General features: G+C 55.6%; 16 protein-coding genes. 6 read left to right on the top strand and 10 right to left on the bottom strand.

The genetic code is table 11. The annotated features are described in order from the left end of the window. Positions 1-57: 57 nt before the first annotated feature. The 5 genes from I6J28_RS07370 to I6J28_RS07350 form a co-directional block, all read right to left on the bottom strand. The gene (locus I6J28_RS07370; protein WP_204608763.1) at positions 58-801 is read right to left on the bottom strand and encodes an ABC transporter permease; all 744 of its coding nucleotides are present in this window, start codon (positions 799-801) and stop codon (positions 58-60) included. 4 nt (positions 802-805) lie between these two features. Next, complete coding sequence (locus tag I6J28_RS07365; RefSeq protein WP_204608761.1) at positions 806-1,552, bottom strand: ABC transporter permease; 747 nt, start codon at positions 1,550-1,552, stop codon at positions 806-808. Beyond that, positions 1,549-2,463 carry an ABC transporter ATP-binding protein gene (locus tag I6J28_RS07360; RefSeq protein ID WP_204608759.1) on the bottom strand — a complete coding sequence of 305 codons (915 nt, stop codon included), beginning with the start codon at positions 2,461-2,463 and terminating at the stop codon, positions 1,549-1,551. Before I6J28_RS07360 ends, I6J28_RS07365 begins: the two co-directional genes overlap by 4 nt. Before the next feature lie 73 nt (positions 2,464-2,536). After that, a complete protein-coding gene (locus tag I6J28_RS07355) occupies positions 2,537-3,214 on the bottom strand; it encodes a response regulator (protein ID WP_204608757.1) in 678 nt (225 codons plus the stop codon). Beyond that, complete coding sequence (locus I6J28_RS07350; RefSeq protein WP_234288185.1) at positions 3,211-4,344, bottom strand: sensor histidine kinase; 1,134 nt, start codon at positions 4,342-4,344, stop codon at positions 3,211-3,213. The genes I6J28_RS07355 and I6J28_RS07350 overlap by 4 nt, the downstream gene beginning before the upstream one ends. A gap of 299 nt (positions 4,345-4,643) precedes the next feature. On the opposite strand from I6J28_RS07350, the gene I6J28_RS07345 reads away from it, so the two are divergent. The 4 genes from I6J28_RS07345 to I6J28_RS07330 all read left to right on the top strand — a co-directional run bounded on the left by I6J28_RS07345 (position 4,644) and on the right by I6J28_RS07330 (position 8,344). Continuing rightward, positions 4,644-5,714 (top strand): DUF2891 family protein, encoded by a 1,071-nt coding sequence (locus I6J28_RS07345; RefSeq protein WP_200288988.1) that lies wholly within the window; start codon positions 4,644-4,646, stop codon positions 5,712-5,714. A 94-nt stretch (positions 5,715-5,808) separates the two neighbouring features. Further along, the gene (locus I6J28_RS07340) at positions 5,809-6,525 is read left to right on the top strand and encodes a DUF969 domain-containing protein (protein ID WP_200288987.1); all 717 of its coding nucleotides are present in this window, start codon (positions 5,809-5,811) and stop codon (positions 6,523-6,525) included. A 6-nt stretch (positions 6,526-6,531) separates the two neighbouring features. Beyond that, positions 6,532-7,500: a DUF979 domain-containing protein gene (locus tag I6J28_RS07335; RefSeq protein ID WP_200288986.1), complete on the top strand. Its 969-nt coding sequence runs from the start codon at positions 6,532-6,534 to the stop codon at positions 7,498-7,500. 82 nt (positions 7,501-7,582) lie between these two features. Further along, positions 7,583-8,344 (top strand): SDR family NAD(P)-dependent oxidoreductase, encoded by a 762-nt coding sequence (locus I6J28_RS07330; RefSeq protein ID WP_200288985.1) that lies wholly within the window; start codon positions 7,583-7,585, stop codon positions 8,342-8,344. On the opposite strand, the gene dhaM is transcribed toward I6J28_RS07330, so the two are convergent. The 5 genes from dhaM to I6J28_RS07305 all read right to left on the bottom strand — a co-directional run bounded on the left by dhaM (position 8,341) and on the right by I6J28_RS07305 (position 15,133). Then, on the bottom strand, positions 8,341-9,033 hold the full coding sequence (gene dhaM, locus I6J28_RS07325; protein ID WP_204608755.1) for a dihydroxyacetone kinase phosphoryl donor subunit DhaM: 693 nt from the start codon (positions 9,031-9,033) through the stop codon (positions 8,341-8,343). The two genes, I6J28_RS07330 and dhaM, sit on opposite strands and share 4 nt — an antisense overlap. Continuing rightward, complete coding sequence (gene dhaL, locus I6J28_RS07320) at positions 9,003-9,644, bottom strand: dihydroxyacetone kinase subunit DhaL (protein WP_204611428.1); 642 nt, start codon at positions 9,642-9,644, stop codon at positions 9,003-9,005. Before dhaL ends, dhaM begins: the two co-directional genes overlap by 31 nt. Before the next feature lie 46 nt (positions 9,645-9,690). After that, positions 9,691-10,716 carry a dihydroxyacetone kinase subunit DhaK gene (gene dhaK / locus I6J28_RS07315; RefSeq protein ID WP_200288983.1) on the bottom strand — a complete coding sequence of 342 codons (1,026 nt, stop codon included), beginning with the start codon at positions 10,714-10,716 and terminating at the stop codon, positions 9,691-9,693. Positions 10,717-11,578: 862 nt separating this feature from the next. Next, positions 11,579-13,885: an AAA family ATPase gene (locus I6J28_RS07310; RefSeq protein WP_204608752.1), complete on the bottom strand. Its 2,307-nt coding sequence runs from the start codon at positions 13,883-13,885 to the stop codon at positions 11,579-11,581. A gap of 31 nt (positions 13,886-13,916) precedes the next feature. Continuing rightward, positions 13,917-15,133 (bottom strand): IS3 family transposase gene (locus I6J28_RS07305; protein WP_204608740.1). Its coding sequence is split into 2 segments (ribosomal slippage): positions 13,917-14,872 and positions 14,872-15,133, totalling 1,218 coding nucleotides; the frame shifts between segments, so codons are not numbered across the junction. An 874-nt stretch (positions 15,134-16,007) separates the two neighbouring features. Here I6J28_RS07305 and I6J28_RS07300 point away from each other — a divergent pair. Further along, positions 16,008-21,032: a DEAD/DEAH box helicase gene (locus I6J28_RS07300; protein ID WP_204608750.1), complete on the top strand. Its 5,025-nt coding sequence runs from the start codon at positions 16,008-16,010 to the stop codon at positions 21,030-21,032. Positions 21,033-21,272: 240 nt separating this feature from the next. Next, the gene (locus I6J28_RS07295) at positions 21,273-21,512 is read left to right on the top strand and encodes a hypothetical protein (RefSeq protein ID WP_200288979.1); all 240 of its coding nucleotides are present in this window, start codon (positions 21,273-21,275) and stop codon (positions 21,510-21,512) included. Positions 21,513-21,560 lie beyond the last annotated feature (48 nt).

Below are 21,560 nucleotides of genomic sequence, written 5' to 3'. Positions count from 1 at the left end.
GAGGGACGCGAGGGCATTTTGCATCTGTGGCACAAGCAAGAGTCCCAAGGATGAGTCCTAAGCCTTAACGTCATGGGTTCGCAGCCAGGCAACAGATGCAATCCAAGCTCCGATGACGAAACAGATAGAAACAGCCATCCTGAACGCGATACCGCGCACATCAGGAGTATCATCTGCGCCGAAGGCGGTACTGCCGAGCGAAATCGTCGACGTAACCATAGCCGGTGGCAGCAGCATCGGGATGAGCCGAATACCGCTGTAGAGAATTCCAACTGAGACAATCGCGCCCACAAGTGAAATCGCCACGGGCGTGGCAAAGCTGCGAAAGATCATCGAGAAAAAGGATTGCCAGGCCCCGACTGCGAACGCCGGGATGATTGCTAAGAACAGCGCGCTCAAGTTGAGAGGCGAAATCTCTCCCTGTATTCCTAAGCCGCGTCCAATGCCTAAGGCCAGCGCGATGAACACCGCCTGCATTAGCGCGATGAGGACCATGATGGAGAAAAGCTTGGCCGCGACTACTTCTCCCGCCGAGCGCGGTGAGGTCAAAATAGTGTTCCAATTGTGGTTGCGGTGTTCCAGGCGCCAGGCAGCTGCAGCGATGATGGCCACTCCCACAGTCATAAAGATTAAGCCGTAGAACAGCGTTGCTTGGGAAAGATAGCTTGCCCATCCGGCATTAAGTGACGCCAAGTTAGCGTGATAATTCGCGGCACCAATGCCGACTGCTATAGACGGCACGAGGAAGATGACAGCCCATACGTAGGAGCGTCGAAATTTCAGCAGGTCGATAGCAAACATGAACTTATTCCTCCTGGGAGTCAAGCGTGCGACAAAGCACGGTGAAGATGACGGTTACAACGGCGATGAACAGTGCCCATGGAATCCACAGTGGTTCGATGCTCACCAGGCCTTCGGGGCGGAAGGTAAATGGGGATAAGACTGCGTAGTAACCGAAGGGATTAATGAGCGTGACCGCGGTTGGAGAAAGCATTCCTGCCACACCGAGGAAGCCGCCTACTACCCCAGTGCTGAGCACCACGAGCTGGGATTCCACGCGTGCTGCCTGCCACAAGAAAAACGCCATCAGTGCGCACGAGGTTCCATATAGACCAGCTGCTGTGAGAACCCATGTGCCGGGTGAATCAATCGACTGTGCGCCAAAGAGGAATGGAGTGGTCAAGACCGCGAGCAATTCAACTACCTTTACTGCGGCTAGGACAAGGGCTAAAGCTGCGAACTTCGCGCGGAGCAGACCACCGCGGCGGTATCCGGCGATGGAATTAAGCCGCCAGCCGCCGTGGAGATGCTCTACATCGGCTGCGCGGCTGGCTAGCAATGCCACCTGCACCGGAGTGAGGAAGGCCGTCACCATGATGTAACCAAGGAGATGTCCGCCCCATTGACTATGCGGATCTTGCTGAAATTGTTCGGCGGTGTGCTCACCCACCAGATTCATACTGGAAAAGGCAACGATGGCGAGCGTGACAGCAAGGGCTAGCGGCAGCATCCGGGTATGCCGCATCTTGGCATATTCATTCTGCAACATCATTGCAAGCCACCTCGTCCCGTAATCGAAATGAAGATCTCTTCGAGACTGCGGTGCGTTCTTAGCACCTGGTAGATGGGCACGCCATGGTTGACGAGCTGCGTACAAGCCCCCGCGACGTCGCGCTCGCTTAAGTTCGGGACCCGAATGCCACCTTCTACAAAGCGCACTGAGATACCCGCGAGTGCTTGCGCCGCTTCCTCGGGGTTCGGGGTTTCGATAAAGACTTCAGGCGGCTGGGAATGGAAAAGCTCCTGCTTTGTACCTTGGAAGAGCAACTGCCCGCGATTGATAATGGTCAGCTCACTAGCCATCTTTTCGATTTCCGAGAGAAGGTGGCTCGAAACCAATACGGTTCGCCCCTCATCGGCAGCGAGGCTGACGATGAGATTGCGAATCTCTTCGATGCCGGCAGGGTCAAGACCGTTCGTTGGTTCATCAAGGATCAGAAGCTGCGGGTTACGAATCATAGCCATTGCGATGCCGAGGCGCTGCTTCATGCCCAAGGAATAGTTCGCTACTTGCTTGTCCAGCTGCTTTTCCAGCCGCACGAGGTGCACTGCGCGATCGATGTCTTCTGCCTCAGCGCGTAGAAGCCGCGCAGCGATGCGCAAGTTCTCTCGCCCGGTGAGGTGCAAATAGGCCGAAGGCTGCTCGATGAGCGAGCCGGTGCGGGCCAAGGCCCGGCTGCGCGTCTTAGGCCCGAAAGGCTCGCCGAACAAACTGATGCTTCCCTCAGTCGGCTTTGCCAGACCCAAAAGCATTTTCATGGTCGTGGACTTGCCCGAACCATTCGGCCCCAACAAACCGTGAACGACACCGTGGCCGATTGCCATATCAAGGCCGTCGACGGCCTTGAATCCTTTATATTCCTTGGTCAAACCCTGAGTTTCGACAACATATTCTGTGCTCATAACTCAATCGTTGCCCGGCGCGCCTACGCCGCACATCGCCGCGAGGCACGATTTTGCGAGTCATACCGGGGTATTAGGAGCTAAGCAGGTCAGCACGGGAGACAACTCCTGTGCGATAGGCGAAAAGAGCTGCGTGTACACGGTCCCTAGAACTCGTCTTGGCGAGCACTCGTCCAACGTGCGTCTTGACGGTCGGCATAGAGATGAACACCCGCTCACATATCTCTGTGTTTGACCATCCCATCCCGATTGCTTCAAGGATTTCTTGTTCACGGGCAGTCAGCGATTCAAGTACCCGACGGTCTGCGCCGCTAATACTCAGCGTGTCCGTGGAATCATCCCTCATACTGTGGACAAGGCGCTTAGTGGCGCGGGGTGAGATTACCGCGTCTCCGCGATAGACAGTGCGCAACGCGCTTAGTAGCTCCTCTGGCTCTGCGTCCTTGAGCACGAAGCCACTCGCTCCTGCTCGCAGCCCGGCTACTACATAGTCTTCGTCATCGAAGGTTGTCAGAATGATGACCTTCGTCTCTGGAAGAGTGGATGCGATCTCAGCAGTGGCGCTAATTCCATCGCGGACAGGCATCTGTACATCCATGAGCACCACATCAGCAGGCGTGGCCGCGCATTGGGTCAGCGCATCTTCGCCATCGTTTGCTTGCCAGATAACATCCATGTCTGGCTGCGAACTAATGATCTGGGCAATCCCGTGCAGGAAGAGAACCTGGTCGTCTACCAATCCGACTTTCATTGCTTACTTCCTCCTACGGTGGGTAACTCTGCTTCTACTATCCATGTGCCAGCATCACTGCGCTGTTGGAAGGTTCCTCCAACCAATTCCGCTCGTTCCTTCATGCCAGCAATGCCATGTCCCTCGCCTCGAGCATCACCCATATATCCATTGCGCACCTCAAGGCGGACGATACCTTCAAGCCATTCGACTAGTACGTCCGCTTGCCCGCCACCATGTTTGTTCGCATTGGTCAAAGCCTCTTGGACAATTCGGTACAGACTTAGTGACGTCGCGGCGGAAAGTTCTTCAGGTGGCGTTCCTGTGCAGCGATATCCCGCAGCAATGCCAGCGCTTCTAACGCTGTTAATGAGTTCTGGAAGATCACCGAATCCCGCCATCGGTTGAGTGCCGCGCTTTTCCCCTGTGCGCAGCAAGCCCACGACTCCCCGCATCTCCCTCAAAGAGGTCCTTCCCACGCGGGAAATAGACTTCAAAGCTTCTTCTTGCGCTTCCGTGTCTTTGGTGTAGAGCGCCCCATCGGCCTGGGCAACTATGACCGATAGCGAGTGCGTGACGACGTCATGGATCTCACGTGCGATAAACGCCCGTTGTTCCGTCGAGCTTTTCTCGAATTCCAGGCGTTGTTTCTCTAGAGCACGCGAAATCTCCCGTGTGCGTTCTTCCTTTGCTCTCCTACGCAGTTCACCCACAAGCATGCATACCGCAAGGACCAGTAGGCTCCAGCCCACGACGAAAAGGCGCCGCGCAATATCCTGTGCTGCTTCCTGTACCGTTTGGCTCACCCAAAATACGCCGATAAAGTCCGCAGCAAGCATCCCTATAGTCATTATTCGACGCAGGGGATCTTCCAGCCTGCGGCGAATAATGTAGGCGACCTGCCCCGCAAGGATTATGATGCCTACAGTGAGTTCCACCTGGAAAAGGCTGGCGAAGAGCACCATTGATGCAACGAAGACCACCAGGCGCGGCCACCGCCTGCTTATAATTGGCATTAGCACGACCAAGGCGATAATCAGGTAGTCAAAGAGCGGCCGGGACATCAGGTCCCTACCGATGAGAGACGCCGCTCCGCACAAAAGCGACACCGCAAGGTCACGAATCATTCGCCTATCAGAAAAGACTTCCACGCCTCTACGCTATCCGGTTCGACGAGTTAAGTAGTCATGCCTGAGTACGATTCCGTCGGCCATTTTTATCCAAGGCCGGGTCTAGATAGACCTCCTTCCCCACAAATTCGGGAAGCCAAAGGTAGGAAAACTGCGCCCCGCTCTGGGGCACGAATACGCATCTACCTTTTAAAAAAGCACCCCCACTTCTACTAACCAAAAGTTAATTGAATTTCATCGCATGTAATCTGAGACACAAGCTGGCAGCTTGGGATACTGTGACACGAGCAACATTGTAGAACAACCTGAAAGGAACGCTCGTGAACGCAGTTACTCATGACGCTGAGCACCACTCTGATTCTCCGGTAGCGCAGCTTGCCCAAGTTGCCATCGATAACGTCACGCGTATCTACCCATACGCTTCCCATCATGTGCAGACCTCGAGCAGCGATAATAAGGCTCCGAATGAGCTCCACCCGAGCTTCGGTAACTCCTTCGACTGGCACTCGAGCGTCCACATGCACTGGCTGCTTTCCAGCCTCCTTTCCTCCGACGAGGATGCTTCCGGCGCTTGGCGCGCTGAGGCATTGCGCATCCTCGAGGACCACCTGAGCGCGGAGAACATCAAGACCGAGGCTGACTACCTGCCCGCTAACCCGACTTGGGAGCGCCCATACGGCTGGGCATGGGCAGTACAGCTGGCATCCGAGCTTAAGTTCTCCCCAGTAGTCGAGCTCCAGGCCCTGGCCGAGGGCGTAGCCCCACTGGCCGATGCCGTATTCGACAACACCTTGTCTTGGCTGGGCAAAGCCTCCGAGCCAGTCCGCCACGGCCTGCACACCAACACCGCGTTCGGCCTGAAGCGGATCATGAAGGCGGCGAAGGAGCTGGGCCGCGAGGATGTTGTGGAGGAAATCCTTGCGACTGCAAAGAAATTCTTCGCCGAAGACAAGGCCTGGGAGTTCGAGCAGGAGCGCAGCGGACAGGACTTCCTCTCCCCTGGCCTGTGCGAGGCAGACCTGATGCTCGACGTGCTTGACGACGCCGAGTTCGCGATCTGGGCAGAGGGCTTCCTGGCACGCTTGGATGCCGATTCGTGCATCCTGAAGCCTGCACGGGTTTTTGATCCAACCGACGGATACCAGGTCCACCTCTACGGCCTTGGCATGACTGTCCTGGCTAGCGCGCTGCGCATTTTCGAAGCTACGAAGGATACGCACCCAGAACTCGCGCACACCATCCGCGAGCGCAGCGCCGAGCTTCTCGCGCCAGGCCTCGAAGCCGCAATCACCGGTGACTACATGTCTTCGCACTGGCTTGCCACCTTCGCTTGGGAAGCACACCTGGAAGCCGAGCGCCTGAACGTCGCTCACCCGTGGGCACGCCAGTAGCCTGCAGCCACCATCTGCCTTCCATACCAACGGCTACCTCACCATCGAGGTTCTTGTTTACTTTTCTCCCCTCAGAAATCAATAGAGGAAACCCATGTACGTACTCATCGGCGTAGCGCTGGTCGTTATCGGCTTCGCGTTGCGCATCAACCCACTGCTTGTGGTCACCGTTTCCGGCATCGTAACCGCAGTCATCGGCGGCATTAGCCCGATGGATATTCTGAATATCTTCGGCGAAGGCTTTGCCGGCTCGCGCTCCGTGACTACCTTCGCGCTCGTGCTGCCTATCATCGGCACAATCGAACGCTTCGGCCTGCAGGAGCAAGCAAAGACGCTTATTGCCAAGCTCAAGAAGCTCACCGCAGGACGCATTTTGGCGCTCTACATGCTCATTCGCCAGATCACCGCCGCTCTCGGCATCCAGTCCATCGCCGGACCAGCACAGACCGTTCGTCCACTCATCTACCCAATGGCACAGGGCGCGGAGGAACAGCGCGTCGGCAATCCTCTGTCCGAGAAAGCAAAGGAGAAGCTCAAGGCTTATTCGTCCTCTGCTGACACGGTGGGCTTGTTCTTCGGCGAGGACGCATTCGTCGCCGTCGGTTCGATTCTGTTGATCACCTCCTTCGTGGATACCAACTACAACGTTGCGCTGGAGCCAATCGAACTCGCTCTGTGGGCTCTGCCTGTTGCCGTTGTTGCATTCCTTGTTCACGGCACCCGCCTGTTGCGCATCGATTCCAAGCTGAAAGCGATGGAAAAATCGGCACCTTCGATTCCAAACGAATCCGCTACCCCGAAAGAGGCTTAACTCAAGATGATTACTAATGAATGGCTGTACTGGCTCATTGGCGCCTTTTTCATTGCGGTTTCCATTCTGATTGCCACCAACCCCAAGCACGACAAGAAAGCACTCAGCAGCATCTTCTGGGGCCTGCTTGGTGTCTCGTTTATGTACGGCACTTTCGTCCAGGCCAAGACCGCCCCAGCGTGGATTCTCGGCCTCGCGGTTCTTGTCATGGCATTGATTGCCGGCTTCAACGGACTCGGAATGGGTGAAGAAAAGACCACCTCTGGGAAAGAACGCGCGGCGCTGGCACAGCGCTTTGGCAACAAGCTCTTCATCCCGGCTCTGACCGTTCCACTGGTCACAGTCATCGTGGCAGTGCTCGGACCAAAGCTGAAGGTAGGCGGCGAGCCGCTCCTCGCGGAAGGTTCCGCGACTTTGACGGGCTTGGGCATCGGCGCCATCGTCGGTCTCATCGTCGTCTTCATTGTTCTGCGCCCGAAGTCGCCGTCGGTTCCTCTCTCGGAGGGCACCCGCCTGCTTGAGGCCATCGGCTGGGCAGCACTCCTGCCTCAGATGCTCTCCACTCTCGGCACGCTGTTTACCAAGGCCGGTGTCGGCACTGCAGTCGCTGACGTCATCGGCGCCGTCATTCCGCAGGACGCCCTGCTCTGGAGCGTCATCGCGTACTGCTTGGGCAACGCACTGTTCACCGTGGTCATGGGCAACGCCTTCGCCGCGTTCCCCATCATGACGGCTGCCATCGGCTGGCCAGTCCTCGTTGAGAACTTCGATGGCAACCCTGCGGCGATCTTCGCAATGGGCATGTTGGCTGGTTTCTGCGGCACGCTGTGTACCCCAATGGCGGCGAACTTCAACATCGTCCCGGCTGCACTCCTGCAGATGAAGAACAAGTACGGCCCGATCATCGCGCAGATCCCCACCGCAATCATCATGCTGGTGGTCATCACAATCATGATGCGAGTATTCGCCTTCTAGCCAGCCAAAGCCACAAAAGAGAACACAGACATCGGCCTACAAAACTCTTTCCTATGACTTAGGAAACAGTTAGCATTGCGGAATAAAGTCGATTTTTATCTCCGGCGGTTGCGGCGGCTTCGGTCTCGCCGTAGCCCGCGTATTCCGCAATGAAGGCTACATCGTCGGACTGGGCGATCTCCGCCCACCAGCCGACGATTCGATCCTCGGTGACGGCATCACCTTCTACGGGCTTGACGTAACCAAACCAGAGTCCTGGGACGCTGCCCTATCCGAGTTCACCAAACTCACCGGCGGCAGGCTCGACATCCTCGACAACAACGCCGGCATCATCGACTCCGCCACCATCGCGGAAAGCGAACCCGCGCGCATCCGCGCCGTCATCGACGTCAACGCATTAGGCGTTACCCTCGGCGCACGCGCTGCTTACCCCTATCTGAAGAAGACTCCCGGCTCGCAGCTGATCAACATCGCCTCCATCGCCGGCTGCTACGGCATCCCCGACGTCGGCGTCTACGCTGCCACCAAGGCCTACGTCCAGTCCATGACCGAAACCCTCGACCTCGAGTGGCGCCGCGACAAGATCCGCGTGCTCGACATCAACCCCCTATGGGCAAAGACACCCATCTCCGACGTCAAGTCCAAAACCGTCACACGCCTCGGCGTAAACCTCACGCCAGACGACGTCGCGCAAGCCATCTGGCGCGCCGCCAACGCCAAGAACTGCTGGGACAAAGGCCGCCTCCACTGGGGCGTCGGCGCCCAAGACAAGGCAGCCCGCGTAGCCCGCAACATGGTGCCCGACCGCGAGGCCAAGCTCATCTACCAGGTGCTGTCGGCCTAGTTGTCAAGACCATCCGCAATGGCATCAGCGATTTTGTCGACAATCGGCTTATCCACTGAATTGCCAATGATCGTCACAGTGTCGCCTTGGGCAGCGCCCAAGGACATCAGCATCATGGCGGAATCTGCATCGGCCTTCTCACCGTCAAAAGCGATGAAAAGGTCTTCTTCTGCTTCGGCAGCCATCTCAGCAATCTTGGCAGCCGGTCGCGCGTGCAAACCAGAAGCATCTGCTACTGTCACACTGCGCTCATAAGAATCGGCTGCAGCGTCACCAGAGTTTTCTTTCGCTTGCTTTTGCACGAACACCTCGATGGCGCGCTCGGCAGCAACGGCAACTGCGTCAAGGTCGTCACCTTGCTGTGCCGCAGTAGCCGCAGCAATAGCAGCCTCCACGAGCGGCGCGTCCACGAACTTCACCGGCTCATCGTCAAGGAACTCCAGCACCGACTCAACGGTCATCGTTGCCGAACCTAAGTCGGTGAGAACAACAACTGCGAGGCCTTCACCGAGCAGGTCATTAATAGCCGTCTCGATGAGGTCATACGAGGTTCCGATTTCACCGGACTCCAGACCACCCGCGGCTGCAATACGCACGTCAGTGGCCATCTGCCCAGCCAGCTCAGCAAGGCCTTCGGCCAGCTTTGCGGAATGCGAAACTAGGACCAGGCCCACTTTCGGTTCTGCCATGCCCTAGCCCTCCTTTTAGCAGAAGCAGCGTCAGCAGCTGCAGCGATAAACAGCGCGGTCGAAGCAGCACCCGGATCCTTATGGCCAGCAGAGCGCTCACCCAAGTAGGAAGCACGGCCCTTGGTTGCAACGAGTGGGATGGTTGCTTCGGCGCCTTCGGCTGCGGCTTCGGCTGCCGCGTGCAGAACGTCGGCAACTCCCGCCCCGGCATCAGCCTGTTCGCGGGCAGCACGCGCCGCCGGCGCCCACGCATCAACCATGGTCTTCTCCCCTTCTTGAGCCTTGCCGCGGGTGGTGATGCCCTCGAGTGCCGCCTCAATGAGTGCGGCCGCGCCAGCGCCATCAAGCGCTTCACCGCCGACTGACTTAACAGCGCGCAGGAATGCAGTTCCCAAAAGCGGACCAGATGCACCGCCGACGGTGGACATCAGGGTCTTGGCCGTCAGCTTCAGCACATCCACGATGCTTGCGGGAGCATCTGTTTCAAGCTTCTCAACGACAGCACGGAAACCACGGTCCACGTTTTCGCCATGGTCGTTATCGCCGATGACGCGGTCAAGCTCAATAAGCTCCTCGCGGTGCTCGTGGGCCTGCTCGGTGCAGCCCTTCATCCATGCCAGGGCCCATTCGGTGTTCAAAGTTTCAACAGAAGTCACGTTATTCTCCTTGGCGTAGTGCGGCGGTATGGCATGGTGCATCGAACAACTCGATGTCTTTATCGTCGGCGCGCATGACCGTGACAGAGCAGCCCGCCATGTCGAGGCTCGTTACGAAGTTACCTACGAGGGAGCGTTCAATAGTCACGCCCGCTTCTTCTAGGCGCTGAGCTACTCGGCGGTAGACCACGTAGAGCTCCGATGCCGGGGTGGCACCCATGCCATTGACGACGACGATGGTTCGCTCGCCTTCTGCCAACTTCAGGTCGGCAAGAATCGGCTCCATGAGGTGGTCAGTTACGTCGTCCGCGGAGACCAACGGGATCTCCTTACGGCCCGGCTCACCGTGGATGCCCACGCCGAGCTCGACTTCATCGTCTGCCAGGTCGAAGGAAGGCTTGCCCACGTGCGGCACGGTGCAAGCATTCAGTGCTGCGCCCATGGTCGCGGTGTTCTCCACGACCTTCTTCGCCACTGCCGTGACAGCAGCTAGATCATCGCCGCGCTCAGCGGCTGCACCTGCCAGCTTCTCCACGAGTAACGTGCCTGCTACGCCACGACGGCCTGCGGTGTAGTTGGAATCCTCCACCGCGACGTCATCATCTACGATGACCTGACCAACCTCAATGTCATCGAACTCCGCCAACTCAGCCGCGGTATCGAAATTGAGGACATCGCCGGTGTAGTTCTTCACGATGTAGAGCACACCCGCACCCGCATGGACCTCGTCGGTCCCCGCCTGGATCGCATCCGACGTCGGCGACGTAAACATCGCGCCTGGCACCGCCGCATCCAACATGCCATGGCCCACGAAGCCGGCGTGGAGCGGCTCATGGCCTGAGCCACCACCAGAGACAATCGCAACCTTGCCCTGTTCCTTCTTCTGCGCACGCGCCACAAACAGCGGCTCAGTAAAGCGCTTGACGATGTCGCCGTGTGCCAGCGCGAAGCCCTCCACAGACTCCGCCACTACGTTTTCCGGTGAGTTGATGAGCTTTTCATCACGTCTCTCCTTGGAGTTTTCCAAACCCCAGTGCAGCGACCCATTAAGCCCAAACCACACTGGCCATAACAAACCCAAGCCTACACACACCACGTACGCGAAATGCCATCTACATCACGCCACAGCAAGTAAAGCAATCTAAGTCACCCATCGTGGACGCCCGCGCGAAAATGGACACGCTGCAGATTCCCTTGAAGGTCATTCCTTCGATTTTCGACACGCGGCAAAGTTATTTGATTCCCAGTACCCAAGCGGGATTTTGACGAAGTTCACAGTAGCACGATCAGGAAGCCAGCCATCACGCCAGACCATTCTATGACGTTGACTATAAAATGCCCCCGAAATTAAAGCGGCGATCACGCCCAGATTCCACACCGGAGACAAAGCCAGCGTTAAGAATCTGAGCAATCATTCAAAAAGACTATGTGCGAGTTTGCCACTGGGACTTTGATAGCGAGGGATCAGCCGACATCACCAACCTCCCCAGCCCCAGACAAAGGACCCAACTAAACTTCACCGATCCACGGATTCACCACCCCCTACTTCTCGAATGCGAAACCAGTACTCATTCCTCTAGAGAAGCCCTAGAAACGCCTAATTTCGAGCATGGAAATTCTGTTCAATGACTAGCCCAAATAGATATTTCGAACTGTTCAGAATGGTTGCGTCCGTTAGCGTGGTGTACGAGTTAGGTCCCTGTTTTTCGGCAAGCTCGCGCGCAACCTTCGCCTCGCCCTCCACCACGAAAACCTCGCCGCAACATGCATACATTTTAGCTAAACACTCGCACAAATAAGACCAATCGCCACCCAGCTGGAGTTCTATGTCTCATTAGTGGATCACGACGGTCCCCGATAGTTGCTCGACGTCATCACAGCCGCATTATTCAACATTCGCCCGGAGCTGATGTTAAGGGCGCTCCAATTTCTGCGATGACCTCGTCATCAAGCAACTTCTTAATCTTGACAAAACCGGCTTCGCCGTTGCTCAGACGCCCAGGAATATGCGCAGGAGAAATGATATGAATCAGACACAGCATTTCCCTTACATATCGTCGAAAATCTGGCTCTGAAAGAGTCGGAAGCAGCATAAAATCAAAGTTGCGAAGCTGAAATTCCGAATGAGAATCCGGGTTTAGAAAATTTCTTCCAGCATAATGATCTAAGAACTGAACATATTGTTCGCCACGTGAAGCGAAATAACTACGCACTGCCGGTGATGCTGCCGCCGTGGTCAACCGCTCGCCCAAATGAAAAGTAGTAAAAGCTTCCCAGACTCGGCGGACTTCGTTGGAAGTGGGCAGCACAATGGAGTTTTCGCCACCGATTGTTGCATCAAACATTCCTCGCAACGACTTCTTATACTGATCGATTCTGTCAAAATGAACGCTTTTTAATGTTCCTTCTTCTAGAGTCCAGCTCAATACTCGATCGTCCACAATATCTTTGAAGCATTGTGACAGATCATTAGCAACCGCGATGTCATGCGTAAGAACCAATAGTTTGGCTTCACTCATCTTCTCGAACATCTTAGAACCAATCTGACGAATCAATGACAACGCGCCATACTTGTTCTTGGAATCGAAGCTCGAAATAGGATCATCGAGCACATATAAGGAGTTTTGTTTCAGATTATCGCCAAATCGGTTATGTCGAGCAGTGCTGACAAAGAAGTAACATAACGCGAGCAGATTTTGCTCACCAGTAGAGAGATTTCCGGGTTGGAGTTCTCGTGAGCGATTTGACACTACATACCCTCCACCAATAACAGACTCCAGTTTAATGGTGTCCTTTCCAAAAGCCAGCTGCAGAAGCGCATTGATCTCTGTTGCTGCGTCTTCCGTATTGCTCAGCTTATGACGAAGCGCACCTAGACTTTCAGCCAGCTCTCTCGTCTTACATTTTGCCGAGGTGTAAGTCTTAGATGCAGCTTCTCGGTCTTCATCGGCTTTCTCATAGGCAATAATTTCAGCAGCAGCCTCAGCTCGCGCAATCTGCATATTAAGCTCGGCCGCTTCTGCTTGAAGCTTAGCAATGTTGTTGAACTGCTTATTATGTCGTTCCACAAGCAGCCCTACAGTTTCCAGAGCTTCATTTCTCTTTTTCCATGCATCGGTGTATTCCAACTCACTGATTGAAAACACGGAGGCAGGGTTGTCGATTTTCGCATCAATCGCTTCATTTATGAGCCGTAACTGGTCCTGATACTGTTCGTGAGCAGCAGCCGCGGACTCCAGTTGTTCGTCACCCGCAGAGGCGATTTCGGGAAGCACTAGACTTTCAAGCTGTTCCTCAACTTTGAGACTCTTCAGCTTCTCAATCGACTTTTGTTGATCGATTCGCTCAACTTGGGCCATCAATGAGGTCGCTAATTGTTGGCGAAAGTCGGAGGAAATATCTTGGAAGCAGTGTGGGCAATGTTCTGCACTAGCCTCAACCAATTCTTCAAAGCGCGCAATTAGGGTTTGCTTTCCCAAACTTGCTTCAAAAACCTTGGCGTCAAGTGCTCTTGCATCGCAATCAAGCTCAGGAGCCGAGATTTCTGATGCTACATTTTCGATCTGTTTTATGTTGATCTGCGGAGGTGCCTGAGGTACTACCCATGAAATTCGGTCAGAGGAATACAGTTTGTTTAGCTGCTCTACGAGGTCGGAAAATTCAACCTCCAACTCCCCTTGAGTCTTACCTTCAGCTTTATCTTTCCCAATTATCTTTTTAATAACTTTTGAACGCAGCTGCGTCGATTTATTGTCCAGTGCGATTAGTGATGTTCGCCCTTGCCAGGACTTCTTTGGTTCCTCGCCTTTGCTTGCTTGAAGTACTTTCTTCAGTGCTTTATACGCCGCATCGCCTTCCTTTTCCTTCGAATTCCAGCTCTCTTCGGCAATCACTTCCGCTTGCCGCGCACGAGCCAAAGCTGCTTCCGTTTCATCGATTTCATCTTGCAGGTTTGCCTGCGGACCTAGGAGGATGATCGGCTCAAGCTGTTCAGTGTCTCTAAACCGGAAATTTCTCTGAATGAAAGCGTCATCGAATACGTAAACGTTCTCTGGTGATTCAACGTCCAATCGACTTCCGCTTTGATCGCAAAACGTAACGTCTGCTCCTGGGGTTGTTAATTTTCTAGCGATTGTTGACTTTCCGCTCCCGTTTTCTGCATAAACAATCGCAGCCCCAGATGGGGTTGCCCGCAAATTGTGGACACGTAGTGGAGCTACCTAGTGGTTAGGCGGCTATTTCTTTTCTGCTGGTGGTTAGACCGATGCGGTTCTCGAAGTCGGCGGGGCTTATCATCCCGAGTGCGGAGTGCCGACGTCGGCGGTTGTAGACGACTTCAATCCAGTAGGCAACGGCCTTGCGTGCAGCATCACGGGTCGCCCAGCGCTTACGGTCGTAGAATTCGGTTTTAAGCGTCGACCAGAATGACTCGGCCATCACGTTATCGAAGCACACGCCGGTACGCCCTACGGACTGAGCAATGCCCAGGTTGCGGCAAACTTCCCAAAGCTTCTCGCTGGTAAATTGGGTTCCGCGGTCAGCGTGAAACACTAGCCCGTCAGGCACGTCACCGCGTAGTGTATGCGCCATCCGCAGGGCCCGTTCGACCAGGTATGTATCTTGAACGCTATCCATAGCCCAGCCCAGTACCCTGCGGGAATGACCATCGCGGACTGCGCACAAGTACAACCAGCCTTCACCGGTGCGCAGGTAGGTAATATCCGACATCCATACTCGGTTGAGCTCACCAGTATCAAACATGCGCTTGACCAAGTCAGGAAGCGTGGACTTACGCTTGGCTTGAATCGTTGTCACTGGGACAAAGGCCCGCGGGGAAATCCCTTCAATGCCCATCATGCGCATCCGTTTAGCCACAGTCTTACGATTAAGCGAAATGTGGTACCGCTCGATAAGTTCTGCGGTGATCCGCGGAGCACCATAAACCTCGTCGGAGTCCGACCAAATCTGATGAATCTTACGGTCAACGTCATCGTAAAAAGCTGCACGATTATCTTCGCCGGATAGCCGCTTCTGCTGCGTATGAGACCATTTGTAGTATCCAGACCGAGACACTTTTAATAGCCGTGCCATACGTTTGATGCTGTAGTTCGCCTTCTCTCGCTGCATTAATTCGAACTTTTCTGTTCGCGTTGCTTGGCGGCGAAGAAGGCTGTCGCTTTTGACAAAAACTCGTTATCCATCTTGGCTTCCGCCAGCTCACGGCGCAGACGAGCATTCTCAGCACGAAGATCCGCCTCGCTTAGCCCGTCGGATGCTCCTCGGCGCTCACGCTCGAGTTTGACCCACCTGCCTAAAATTGTGGCTGATACGCCAATTTCCTTAGCCACATGAGCGATTGGGCGCTGCGACTCGATTACCAGGTTTGCGGCTTCACGCCGGTACTCCGGCGTGTACTTCTTGCGCTGTTGATTCACAATGAACATCCTCTCCTACGGACACAAGATCCGTACAAATAGGGTGTCCACTACTTGAGGGTAACCTCACAGATTTGAAGGTTGTTTTCTTCTTGTTCTTATCTTCTCGTGTGAATAGTGGAAGAAGGACTCGTTTTTCTGGAGCATAATCAAACGACAACGTCAAAGACGACAATTTTGTACAGTCGACTACTGTTTGGTTTACCTCGGCCACGGCAGTACTCCGTCCTACGCTACAAACACTTCTCATTGAATATAGTTAATTGACGAGTCGATGTCTCACTCAACATCACAGCCAATTACACCATGGCTGACCTCTACCACTGGTCCCTACTGCGTGTGGAAATGGCTCTGCTCCTCGTAGCCCGCAAAGTCATGGCCAGTGGCTCCTTCCTCCGGTGCTTCCCACGCGTCCTCACCAGGTTCGTCACCTGGACTGACGAAGTCGCAGGACGCCCCGCCCACATCCGAAGGCAGCTTAACGGATTCCCTTCTCCCCACTGAGGACACCAAACTCAGCGCCCTAGCCCACGCCAAGCCAAAGCAATTTAGCTCGACCAACGCCACAGCGGAGCGCGGCGTCGCCGCACTTCTAATCGCGGTCTCCGAGATCATCGCCGTGCCATTCGTAATCGCCCAGATCCAACGTGACTTCGATTTACGCACCAGCCCCCGCTCTCGCGTACCGATACCCTCCACAACTATCTTTACGATGCCGCCATCCTCTCCGGCCGCCCTTTGAGCACCTACCTCATCTCTCAAACACGGCAGAGCATGATGAGGAATGCAGGGCTCTACTAATGACTCAAGTCATCCACCCCGGCTGTACAACATCGCCACCATTTGGAAGTGGAGAACTCATGTGTAGTCCATAATGGACACCATGCCTGCTTTTGGTGAAGTCCTAACCCAGCTCCGTGAAAATCAGCCTCAAGGCTCGTACGGCATTAAGTTCGAGAAATTAATGGTCAACTACTTCCGAACCGATCCCGTCCTCCAGGAGCACTTCTCGGAAGTCAGCCGTTGGAGCGATTGGGAGTTCAACGGCGGTATGCAAGACACCGGCATCGACCTCGTTGCCCGGCGCGCCGATGACGACGCGTGGGTTGCCATCCAGTGCAAGTTCTACAAGCCGGATACCTATATTCAGAAGCGTCACCTCGATTCCTTCTTTGAGGCATCCGGACACTCGTTTACTACAGACAAGGGCACAGAATCCTTCGCACAGCGGATCATCATCTCCACGTCGGAGCGATGGTCAAAGAATGCTGAAGCGATGCTGGAGCACCAGCTCATCCCGACCAACCGTATCGGCACGGCAGCGATTGCAGAATCCCCTATCAACTGGGATGTGACCTTCCCGGGTTCTGAGATCGAAATTAACCTCACCCGTCGCGAGGTTTTCTCCCCGCGTCCGCACCAGCAAGAAGCGATCTCGAAGGCTATCGCAGGCTTTGAAACACACGATCGTGGAAAGCTCATCATGGCGTGCGGTACGGGAAAGACGTTTACCGCCCTGCGTCTGGCGGAGCAGTATGCAGAAAACAACGGCGGGCGTGCCCGAGTCCTCTTCCTCGTTCCCTCCATCTCCTTGCTCTCGCAGACGTTAAAAGAATGGACCGCACAGAACCAGGAGCACCTGCCTCTGAAGTCCTACGCAGTCTGTTCGGATACGAAGGTCTCCAAGAAGGCTGAAGACATTGCCTCCTATGACTTGGAGGTTCCGGTCTCTACCAACGGCAAGGACATTGCCGAGCGCACCGCGCAGGGCAAGCGCCGAAAAGGCCTCAATGTCGTCTTCTCCACGTACCAGTCCATTGAAGCCATCCACGAGGCTCAAACGCTCGGCATGGACGACTTCGATCTCGTCATCTGCGATGAAGCTCACCGCACCACCGGCGTCACCCTCGCAGGCGAAGACGCCTCAAACTTCGTGAGAATTCACGACGCAGACTACATAAAGGCAAACAAGCGCCTTTACATGACGGCCACTCCCCGACTCTTTGACGACACCGTAAAGGGCAAAGCCGAAGAGCACTCCGCCGAGCTCGCCTCCATGGATGACGAGGCAGTCTACGGTCCAGAGTTCTACCGTCTCGGTTTCGGCGAAGCCGTGGACAAGGGTCTACTCACCGACTACAAGGTCCTCGTCATGACGGTCGAGGAAGACATCGCCGCCGACGTCCTAGCCGCCAACCCCACCAACGAAATCAACCTCACCACCGCCTCCGCCATGATTGGCGCCTGGAACGGCTTGGCCAAGCGCTCCGGCGCCGAGCAAGACACCAAGTCCGGCTTTGAAGCGAACGCCCAACCCATGCGCCGTACCGTCGCCTTCGCCAAGGACATCAAGGCTTCGAAGACCATCCAGGAGACCTTCCCCACGCTCATCCGCCAGTACCAAGAGCAGCTCAAGGACCACGCGGCGACCAATGACGTAAGCATGCTTAACATCGATCTTCAGGTCGCCGTTGAGCACGTCGATGGCACTATGAACGCCCTCGAGCGCGGCAACAAGATCTCGTGGCTTGAGTCCTCCATCCCCGAGGACGAGACCCGCATCCTCACAAACGCACGCTGCCTGTCCGAGGGCGTGGACGTCCCCGCCCTCGATAGCGTCATCTTCTTCCACCCGCGCAATTCCATGGTCGACGTCGTCCAGTCCGTCGGCCGCGTCATGCGCAAAGCCGAAAGCAAGGACTACGGCTACATCATCCTGCCTGTCGCCATTCCGCCGGGAGTCTCCCCGTCCCAGGCCCTCAACGACAACACGCGCTTCCGCGTGGTCTGGCAGATCCTCAACGCCTTGCGCGCCCACGATGACCGCTTCAATGCGAAGGTCAACTCGATTGCGCTCAACGAGAAGGTCGAGCTTCCCATCGATGTTCAGCCCGTGCCGAACCCGAAGCCAGATGACAAGCCTGCCGACGACGATCCGGCCACAACCAAGAAGAAGCTCAATGCTTCCGATGACTCCCCAACCGGCCAGTCCGAAAATTCCAGCGAGCAGGAACTCACCGCGGAGCAAATGACGCTGTTCTCCCTCGAGGCCTGGCAAGAGGCCATGTACGTCAAGCTGGTCGACAAGGTCGGCACGCGTACCTACTGGGAAGACTGGGCTGACGATGTCGCCACTATCGCCGAAGCACAAATCGCTCGCATCAAGGCACTCATCAATGCTGCGGACGACACCATCCGCAAGGAATTCGAGGTCTTCATCGAGGGACTACGCGGTAACCTCAACGACTCCATCACCGAGGACGAAGCCATCAGCATGCTCTCACAGCACCTCATCACCGCCCCGGTCTTCAACGCTCTCTTCACCGAGCACGACTTCGCCGCGCACAACCCGGTCGCCCGCGTCATGCAGCGCATGGTCGACGCACTCTCGGACGCCAAGCTCGAATCCGAGACCGAATCCCTCACCAAGTTCTACGAGTCCGTGCGCGTGCGCGCCTCCGAGGTATCCTCCGCATCCGGCAAGCAACAAGTCATCAAGGACCTCTACGAACGATTCTTCCGCAAAGCCTTCAAGAAACAGTCCGAGGCCCTCGGCATCGTTTACACTCCAGTCGAAATCGTCGACTTCATCCTCCGCTCCGCCGATCAAATCTCCCGCTGGCACTTCGGCAAGGGCCTTACCGACAAAGGCGTCCACATCCTCGACCCCTTCACCGGCACCGGCACGTTCATGGTCCGTCTCCTCCAGTCGGGTCTCATCGAACCCGACGACCTCGCCCGCAAGTACGCGACCGAGCTCCACGCCACTGAGATCATGCTACTCGCCTACTACGTCGCCGCAGTCAACATCGAAACGACGTATAACGCACTCCAAGCAGAGCGTGCCCAGCGCAACGAAGAACGAGATCCCGACTACATCCCGTTCGACGGCATCGCACTCGCGGACACTTTCCAGATCCACGAAGAAGGCGACATTCTCGACCTCAAGGTCTTCAAGGAAAATAACGCAGCCATCCAGCGGCAGATTGATGCGCCAATTAACATCATCATCGGCAACCCGCCCTACTCCGTAGGCCAGACGAGCGCGAACGATAACAACGCGAACCTGAAGTACCCGACGCTCGACAAGCGCATCGAGGAAACATTTGCCCGGAACTCCTCAGCCACGAACAAGAACTCTCTCTACGACTCCTATCTTCGTGCATTCCGCTGGTCCATCGACCGACTCGGTACACACGGCGTCATGGCATTCGTGTCCAACGGCGGATGGATCGATGGCAACACCGCCGACGGCGTGCGTCTTTCGCTAGACGACGAACTCAGCGACATTTACGTGTACAACCTTCGCGGTAATGCTCGTACTGCAGGCGACGTTCGCCGACAAGAAGCAGGCAACGTCTTCCGTGACGGCGGACGCACAACTATCGCGATCATCATTGCAGTCAAGCGGGAAATCCCCGACGATGTCTGTATCCACTACCGCGATATTGGCGACTACCTCAGTGCAGACGAAAAACTTGCGATTGTTGATCGCTCCACATTCGACAACATCGATTGGCAAATTATTGACCCCAATATTTACGGAGACTGGCTCAATCAGCGCGATGAAGACTTCGAGACGTGGCCTGTCCTAGGCGACAAGAACTCAGATGACATTCCAGCAATCTTCAAAAATTTCTCTGCAGGTTTAAAGACTGCCCGTGATTCGTGGTGCTATGGGTCAACGCCTTCAGCTGTCACCAGCCAAATGCAGACTTTAATAACGACCTACGATGCTGCGCGCGGCGAGTTTAGGGACTGGATTCAAAGCGCAAGAATTACCAAACCCCGCGAGACTGACGTCAATGCATTCCTTGCCAAACGTCCAGAATATGCTGACCTATCCAAGATCTCCTGGAATCGCAGTCTTAAACAACAGCTGGCGGGCAATAAGATCATCAGCTTTGATGCGAGCCGCATCATGAAATCGCTGTATCGACCTTTCCATGTTCAATTCGCCTATTTCCACCAACCCGTAAATGACATGGTCTATCAACTGCCGCATCTGTTTCCGACTCCTACAAATAGCAATTTTGGCTTCTACATTGTTAATCCCGGCAGCGCAAAACCTTTTTCGGTACTCGCAACCGATAAACTCTTCGACCTATCCATGTGGGGCTCCAATGCAGGCCAATTCTTCCCTCGCTGGACCTGGGAACCCATCGAGGCGCCGGAGGGTGAGCTGGACTTTGGGATGGCGGCATCGGAAGGCTCGGAGCCCGGTACGGAAGGAGAAGTCCTCGATGGATACCGACGCGTGGACAACATCACGGACGAGATTCTTGGGATTTACCGCGAGGCGCTGGGCTCGGAGGTGACGAAAGACGACATCTTCTACTTCGTCTACGGACAGCTGCACGACCCCGGGTACCGAGAGAAGTACGCCGCGGACCTGAAGAAGATGCTGCCGCATATCGAAACGCCGACGTCGCGGGCGCGGTTCGACCAGCTGGCTGCCGCCGGCCGGGAGCTCATGGATCTGCACGTGAACTACGAGGACGTGGAGCCGTGGCCGGTCACGGTGGAGGTGAAGGCATCGGCGGACGAGAACGACCGCGAGACCTGGCGCGTGCAGAAGATGAAGTGGGCGAAGAAGAAAGCCCCAGAGACGGGTAAAAACGTCAACGACGTTACGACTCTCGTCTACAACAAGTCCGTGACCGTACGCGATATCCCGGCGGAGACGGACGAGTACATGCTCGGCTCGCGGTCCGCGCTGGCGTGGATTATCGACCGGTACAAGGTAAAGAAGGACAAGGCATCGGGAATCATCAACGACCCCAACGACTGGGCTGACGAGGTGGGAAATCCGCGGTACATCGTGGACCTCATTGCGAAGGTCACGCGTGTGGCGGTGGAGACTGTACGAATCGTGCAAGGAATCAGGGAGGTTGGCGAAGATAAGTAGCCCTGGGGGACGTGCCATCGATTTAACCGGGGTTGAGCCTGCGCCTCAGTACAGCGCGGGCGCTTCCTCTTTTAGTCTCTGAAAGAATCATTTCAAGGCCACCAAATCTGCTCGGCGAGACAGCGTATGTCTCGCACACGCAGGTGGCTGGCCGAGGCTAGCTGTATGTCGTAATGCCAGATAAAATAGGTTCTAACTTTTGACTCAGACCTTCGCCGATTAGGAAAGGTGGACAGAGCCATGAATCGTAAAGATGCAGCACGTAAGCGTCTTCTTGAAAACGCTCAAAAGTCTGCCGCCTCTGTCGAAGGACTTAGCGACAACGAACTTGCTACAGCAGCCTACCGTCGGCTTCTCCGCACAATCGATGCTCAATCTGAGCCCCTTGATCCCGATGCTGCGGAAGCGTTTGCTCATGAAGAATTCGCCACTATGCGAATGGAAAAGAGGATCCGTACCGCCTTGGGAGCAGGTAAGTGACCGAAGAGCTTCAGCAGATAGCAGCACACAGAAAGCTGCATCTGGTTG

It is taken from the genome of Corynebacterium tuberculostearicum (assembly GCF_016894265.1).
In the GTDB taxonomy this organism is placed as follows: Bacteria; Actinomycetota; Actinomycetes; order Mycobacteriales; family Mycobacteriaceae; genus Corynebacterium; species Corynebacterium tuberculostearicum_D.
This window is presented reverse-complemented; position numbering and strand designations above follow the sequence as displayed.